Here is a 5111-nt window from a genome sequence, read left to right on the forward strand (position 1 = left end):
ATGGCCCAATACACATGCGATTGAAGTCAAACTCCAGTTCAGATGCATCGTCGATAAAGCGCTTTGCTTCGTTTAACAAAGGGCTTTGTGGGTTACTCGCTTCGAGATACGCGATTAATCCGTTTAATGCCTCTGCCTTAGATGGAAAGAAAATCATCGACTTAAAGGCAAAGTAAGCCGTTGCCGTTGGGCCATATTGGCTAGTCATTATACGCGTTCCTTAATAATCACCATGTTAGGTTTCGTGATGCAATCGCCGTAGCCGACGCCTTCTTTACTGGCCGAAGGCTTCTTCAGTGCTTCATTGAGATTACCGACGTTTAGACACTCAACCGGGCATCCGGCAACACAGGCTGGCTTCATTCCGCGGTCAAGAAGTTCAACACACATGTTGCACTTGTCGGCCTTGCCATCGTCTTCGCGAATACTGACTGCTGAATAAGGACAGGCGCTGGCACATAAGCCACAGCCAGTACATTTTTCACGGTCTAGTACCACAATTCCGTCGTCTCTAACGTGGTAAGCTTTTGCCGGACAAACCATCAAACAGGCTGGGTTTTCACAGTGCATGCAAGAGTGAGACAACCAGATATCCATAGCGCCGCTTTCTCGCTTTACTTCATAGCGATCGACTTTACGGAATCTGTGGTTCTCTGGCAGTTCATTGTGGATCTGGCAGGCTATTGTGCAGGCACCACAGCCGATGCAATTCTCTTGCCTGAAGACAAAGCCCACTTTTTTATTATTTAACATCATTTACTCCTTAGGCTTTTTCTAGCGCGACATTAGTCGAGTGGTAGGCAGAGCAGCCGCCTAAATCGGTCAAAGTGTCAGTTGTTAGAATATTGGTGCAGGTGTTCGATCCGTTAGGGTTGAAGCGTCTTAAGTTGTTTTTAACTGTCATTACGACGCCTCGATCTACCTGGCTTGTAAGCACTGCGGTAAAGATTGCTTCTCCGCGGAAATTGCTGAGACGGACCTGGTCATTATTTTCAATTCCCAACTCTTTAGCATCTTGAGGGTTGATGGTGACCATATAAGCGGGGAAGTTTCGAATGTATTCTACATTGAAAAACTCACAGTTCATGCGCTGGGCTATAGCTGGGCTGACCATTCTGAAGGGTAGCTTCTGTTCTGATTTGATCATTTCAGCTTCTGGCAGACCAAAATCGAGAACAGGGTGGAAGCCTTCTTCCTTCATATATTCAGAGTGAAACTCAACTTTTCCGCTTGGGGTTGGGAATTTACCATCGGCAAAATATGTTCCCACATTGACTTTGATCGATTTCTCTTTCATTAATCTTTCGTAGGTAATGCCTTCATAGATAGGATCATCGGTTTGAAGGAACTGGCGGATCATGTCTTCATTGGTGTCATCAAATTCAGGATCTGTGAACCCCATATGTTTTGCCAATTCCCTGAAGAAGGTCCAATTATCTTTTGATTCACCTAATGGTTCGATCACTTTTTCGCAAACCTGAACATATTGGAAGCCATAAGAACCAATAACATCATCGGCTTCGAACTGAGTTGATGATGGAAGAATGATGTCACAAACGTCCATACTGTCATGCATATTGAAGTCAAATCCGACCAAGAATAGGTCATCTCTCTTTAAATGTTTCAATACCGCATCAGCATCGGGAGCCATGGCTGCAGGATTACCGTTATAGCAAATAACGGCTTTAACGGGCTTGCTTGGTTTGTTGTAGGCGGTTGGTTTTTTTGGATCTAATGCCTTGGCGAACTCAGTGATATTGACATGGCCAACACTGGGATCGGTTCTTAAATGTTTTCCCTTGACTAAATTACAATTTCCACCAATGAGCGCCTGGCCGTTATCGTAGACCAAGCCATTACCTAGTTTGCCATATTGACCTACAACGGCTTGCATTAGCGAGACGGCTCGACATATGCGACCACCGTTGATGTTTCTCTGCAGACCATGTCCCAGTCGCATCATGGCTAACTTAGCATTTCCATACATTTCGCAGAACTTTACTATGGTCTCCATCGGGACTCCGGTTACCTTAACGACGTCATCATAGGTAACTTCATTGAGTTGCTGCTGAAGGTCGTTCCAACCCATAGTGCTTTTATTGATAAAATCTATATCATGCATATTGTGTTCAATGAGATACTTCATTACGCCTGCACAAAAGTGCACGTCGGTACCAGGTTTGATTTGTACAAAAAGATCGGCTTGCGATGCAATAGCAGTTCTAACCGGGTTGACGACGATTAACTTGGTACCGTTATCACGGGCCTGGTTAATATATTTAATGAAATGGACATTGGTGGCGGGCTCATTCCAGCCGTATGAGATATAGCAATCAGAGTTTAAAACCTCTTCAGGATCCGGCCCCATAGCAGTACCGATTGCAGATTCAACTCCATGCAGCCCTGCGTGAATACAGACGTTGCGGTCAAGTTTTCTGGAATTTAGCTTGTTAAAAAACCTATCGCCGGAACCATACATTCCTATGGTGCCGTAGTTGCCTGAATAACTGTACGGTAGGATTGCATCTGAACCATCTTCATCTATGATTTTCTTTAAGCGAGTTGAAATCGTCTTATAGGCTTCATCCCAGGTGATCCGGCGCCATTTACCTTCGCCTTTCTTACCCACTCGTGCCATAGGATGAAGAATTCGGTCTGAACCATAGGTGTATTGGACGTATGTATGTCCTTTTACACAGGGTGCCGTTCCAGTTTTTCTTTGTTCGGCTGCACCGGACACATAGGTCATGCGTCCGTTTTGTACATGACACTTTAATAGGCAGCGATCTGCACAATTTCTAAGGCAGCTGTGATATACAATTTTACCTTCTCTTTTATTTAATAAACTGTCTTTAGCATTACTTACTGCCGCTGAAGCCGTACCAGGCATTAGTCCTGCCAGAGAGGCAAAAACTGAGCTGGCTCCGACTCCTTGCAGAAATGTGCGTCTGTTAATCTTCATATATGTTCCCCATCTTGGTAGTGTTATTTCACTACTTATTTTTGTGTGAATCGCACTTTTTAATAATTTTTAACGAATTATTTTGCGTGAGCTTTAAGTGCATCCCCATATTTTGTTGCTCGCTTTTTTACAGTTCGCATCTAGTTGTTTATATATGTGGGCTCCTTTTTAAAGTGAATTAGACTGTTGAAAATTGCTTATCTGAAGAATGACCAAGATTTTTCAGCGGTGAGCAAAATTGATTATTCTTCGCTTGCTAGATTCCAGTCCCTTTCAAGTCCATAGAGAAGTTTCGATTTTACCCAGTTAAAAACAGTCGAATTATTGCTATCACCAAATAGAACATAGTTACCGATCTTTCTATGCTGCCGACGACGTACACGGCACATCTGTGCAAGTTCATCAGACAGTTTAATGGCTCGGATATTGGGGGTTATCTTGATGAATTGCCGGGTAAACTGGTTGCAATTCAAAGTGATGGACTCGGTTTCACTGAGAAGCCTCACGGCCGAGGCAAGGCTGTCTGTGTAACCTTCGATTGCCATCTCAAGACCATGCTCACGACATAGATTAACGAGTATTGGGCAGCTCAAATCATCGTAGTTATCTAATTCCAGATAGGAGTATTTCGACAGGTTTTCTATTGTAATTTCCTGATCATGAATAGGATGATTACTGTGGGCGAAGATATATAGGCTGTCGGTTTCGGCAAACATTTCGCAATGAAGATTTCTTCCGTTAAACTTTTCATAAACTACGGCAAAATCCATATCACCATTGGCAAGTTCTTTACTGCAATCATTATTGAGTGTGCGAACTTCGAAACTCAAATTGGGAGCTTCTGGAAGAATGTCATTTCGAATGACCTTCTGGACAGCATAAATAAACTCATCATAGGCGTGAATGACATATTGTCCACCCGAATGAGCAGGGGTGAACACAGAGTGTTGCATCTCAATTTTTTGATATTGTTCAATCAAAAACTTAGCCATTGGAACTAATAAGTGTGTCTTTTCTGTGGCAATAAAGCCTGAAGTACGTCGTATAAAAAGTGGATCATCGAAAGTGTCTCTTAACATTTTTAATGTTCTACTAATACTGGAAGCTGTCATGCCTAATTCTGTAGCAGCTTGGTAGCTTTGGCCATGCTCATAAATAGATATAAACACTCTGAGTTGATTGTAATTAAGTTGGCTTAGTTTGTTCATGATTATATTTATTTAATGAATGTTAATGCGAGTATAATCTATATTTAGCTTTGCTTGTTCAGTGTTGCTCGTCACATTTATTAAGTGAGTTATATTAATAGCTTGATGTGTTTCACACTTCCGTTTGTTAATTGATGTTAATTCCGTTAATTGAAATTTGAAATAAAAAAAATCTTATATTGCAAGTTGCTTTTAAATTTTGCGACGCTAAGCTTAAGTTGTTGTAATTATTTCTTTTTATTCGTTCTGGATACCTTTTCTTTCTCTATTTTAAAAAATTTCATACTTGATGGATTTATTTTTATTGTGTGAACTAATACATGTTTATTATTATTTTAAATATGTTCCTTTCTATTTGTCATGTTTTTTGGTTGAGTGCAATATTTGCATTTGTGTTGAAAATTATATTTGTCGAGCTTTACATGTTTTATATGATTTGCTTTTTGTTTGGTAAGCTAGATTGAATTGTTTTTTTTAATTTTGTTGTTCATGTTTTTCTTGTTTTAAATCGTGAGGTGATAACCGCGTAAGATTCTATGTTTTTTAAAAGCATTTTATGTGGTTTTGAAGGTGGGGGATGGAGGCTATTTATATTTTAGGTGGGACCCTCTTCGCAAAGCTTTAGAGGGGCCTTTTTATTGTGGTTTTAATTTGGAATTATGACAACTTAAACTGCTCCACGATCAACCTGAGTTGATGGTTAGCTGTCGCGAGATTGACAGTTTCATTGCTGGTGGTCTCGCCATTGATGGCCAGTTCGCTGGCCATTTCGCTAATGGCTGACATGTTGCGGGTAATTTCGCTTGATACCGAACTTTGCTCCTCTGCGGCGGTGGCGATTTGGGTATTCAGATCATTGATTTGATTAACCGAGTCACCAATAGCATCAAGATCTGAGGCGACAACCTCAGTGGTTTCAGCCGTTTTGACACAGGTGTTTT

General features: G+C 41.2%; 3 protein-coding genes and 2 pseudogenes. All 5 read right to left on the reverse strand.

Annotated features, from left to right (window positions below; genetic code table 11):
• Positions 1-208 (reverse strand): annotated as a pseudogene (locus K5R16_RS21785) (molecular chaperone TorD); the annotation flags it as partial.
• The gene (locus K5R16_RS21790; RefSeq protein ID WP_220740486.1) at positions 208-753 is read right to left on the reverse strand and encodes a 4Fe-4S dicluster domain-containing protein; all 546 of its coding nucleotides are present in this window, start codon (positions 751-753) and stop codon (positions 208-210) included. The pseudogene K5R16_RS21785 and the gene K5R16_RS21790, both read right to left, overlap by 1 nt.
• Before the next feature lie 10 nt (positions 754-763).
• Positions 764-2962, reverse strand: coding sequence for a molybdopterin-dependent oxidoreductase (locus tag K5R16_RS21795; RefSeq protein WP_220740488.1), 2199 nt, complete (start codon positions 2960-2962; stop codon positions 764-766).
• Positions 2963-3204: 242 nt separating this feature from the next.
• The gene (locus K5R16_RS21800; RefSeq protein WP_220740490.1) at positions 3205-4170 is read right to left on the reverse strand and encodes a LysR family transcriptional regulator; all 966 of its coding nucleotides are present in this window, start codon (positions 4168-4170) and stop codon (positions 3205-3207) included.
• Between the two features lie 657 nt (positions 4171-4827).
• A pseudogene (locus K5R16_RS21805) lies at positions 4828-5111 on the reverse strand (methyl-accepting chemotaxis protein); the annotation flags it as partial.

It is taken from the genome of Shewanella sp. c952, assembly GCF_019654975.1.
Lineage (GTDB): Bacteria > Pseudomonadota > Gammaproteobacteria > Enterobacterales > Shewanellaceae > Shewanella.

What these genes read in the sequence shown, in the direction of transcription:
- K5R16_RS21790 (WP_220740486.1), bottom strand. Translation starts at nt 753, where the DNA reads ATGTTAAATAATAAAAAAGTGGGCTTTGTCTTCAGGCAAGAGAATTGC.
- K5R16_RS21795 (WP_220740488.1), bottom strand. Translation starts at nt 2,962, where the DNA reads ATGAAGATTAACAGACGCACATTTCTGCAAGGAGTCGGAGCCAGCTCA.
- K5R16_RS21800 (WP_220740490.1), bottom strand. Translation starts at nt 4,170, where the DNA reads ATGAACAAACTAAGCCAACTTAATTACAATCAACTCAGAGTGTTTATA.